The 1937-nt window shown below is 45.1% G+C and carries 1 protein-coding gene; it reads right to left on the bottom strand.

Annotated features, from left to right (window positions below):
- Positions 1–111 precede the first annotated feature (111 nt).
- Positions 112–1893, bottom strand: coding sequence for a translation elongation factor 4 (gene lepA / locus ACT8YW_RS23125; RefSeq protein ID WP_004325757.1), 1782 nt, complete (start codon positions 1891–1893; stop codon positions 112–114).
- Between the last annotated feature and the right edge of the window lie 44 nt (positions 1894–1937).

Genomic DNA, 1937 nt, shown 5'->3' with positions numbered 1-1937 from the left:
ATTGCCAAGGAAAGCTCTGCAGACAGAAGGCAATCACCTGGTGTATTAAAAACTAACCGCAAGTCAATTTGTTCAGAACAGATCTCTGAAAAATTGCTTGCGGCAGTATTTTTAATCCAGCTTCAGTACGGCGAGGAAGGCTTTTTGCGGCACTTCCACGTTACCGATTTGTTTCATTCGTTTTTTACCTTTTTTCTGCTTTTCAAGCAGTTTACGTTTACGGCTCACGTCACCACCATAACACTTCGCTGTCACATCCTTACGAACAGCCTTAATCGTTTCACGGGAAATAATCTTAGCCCCGATAGCTGCCTGAATGGCAATATCAAACTGCTGGCGCGGAATAAGCTCTTTCAGCTTCTCACACATCCGGCGTCCCATATCGTAAGCATTGTCAATATGTGTCAAAGTAGAAAGTGCATCCACAGGCTCACCGTTCAACAAAATATCCAGCTTCACCAGCTTCGAAGTACGGAAACCATTCGGATGATAATCAAACGACGCATACCCTTTAGAAATACTCTTCAACTTATCATAAAAGTCAATCACGATTTCTCCCAAAGGCATATTGTAATAGATTTCCACCCGGTTACCGGAGATATATTCCTGTTTAATCAATTCACCGCGTTTCCCCAGACAAAGCGTCATAATAGGACCGATATAATCAGTCGTTGTAATAATAGATGCTTTGATATACGGTTCCTCGATATGGTCAATCATCGTCGGGTCGGGCATACCACCAGGGTTGTGCACCTCCTTCATATTGCCCTGCTTATCATATATATGGTAGGACACGTTCGGTACCGTAGTAATCACATTCATGTCAAACTCACGATCCAGGCGCTCCTGCACAATCTCCATGTGGAGCAATCCGAGGAAACCGCAACGGAAACCAAAACCCAAAGCCAATGAAGACTCCGGCTGGAAAGTCAACGACGCATCATTCAGCTGCAACTTTTCCAAAGACGCGCGAAGATCTTCGAAATCTTCCGCCTCAATCGGGTACACTCCGGCAAACACCATCGGCTTCACCTCCTCAAACCCGGCAATAGCCTTGTCGCACGGACGGGCAATATGCGTAATGGTATCTCCCACCTTCACCTCTTTGGAAGTTTTGATACCGGAAATTATATATCCTACATCCCCCGTACGAAGTTCGTTACGAGGCACCATATCCATTTTCAACACCCCTATTTCATCGGCATCATACTCTTTTCCCGTATTGAAAAACTTCACCTTGTCGCCCTTGCGAATCGTGCCGTTTTCAATCTTGAAATAAGCTATAATTCCACGGAAAGAGTTGAATACAGAGTCAAAAATCAAAGCCTGCAACGGTGCCTCTTCATTCCCTTCGGGATGAGGAATACGTTCAATCACAGCAGCCAGTATCTCTTCCACTCCCATACCCGTTTTACCGGATGCACGAATTACCTCCTCGCGCTTGCAACCCAACAGTTCAACGATTTCGTCCTCCACTTCTTCGGGATTGGCGCTCGCCATATCGCATTTATTGATAACCGGAATAATCTCAAGGTCGTGTTCAATGGCCATATACAGATTCGAGATCGTCTGCGCCTGCACTCCCTGCGAAGCATCGACAATCAGCAATGCCCCTTCACATGCAGCGATAGAACGTGACACCTCATACGAAAAGTCCACGTGTCCCGGAGTATCAATCAGGTTAAGGACATACTTCTCCCCCTGATAAGTATATTCCATCTGGATCGCATGGCTCTTGATAGTGATCCCTCTTTCTTTTTCCAGATCCATATTATCAAGCATCTGCCCTGAAGTCACCTGAATGGTGTTAGTAAACTCCAACAGACGGTCGGCCAACGTTGACTTACCGTGGTCAATATGAGCAATAATGCAAAAGTTGCGAATATTCTTCATTCTGAATTCTTATTATTTTATCTTTTTGGTGTGCAAAGATACGT

The organism is Bacteroides sp. (assembly GCF_052357945.1).
Classification (GTDB): Bacteria; Bacteroidota; Bacteroidia; order Bacteroidales; family Bacteroidaceae; genus Bacteroides.
Note: the sequence above shows the minus strand (reverse complement) of the source record. Positions and strands in the feature narration are given on the sequence as shown.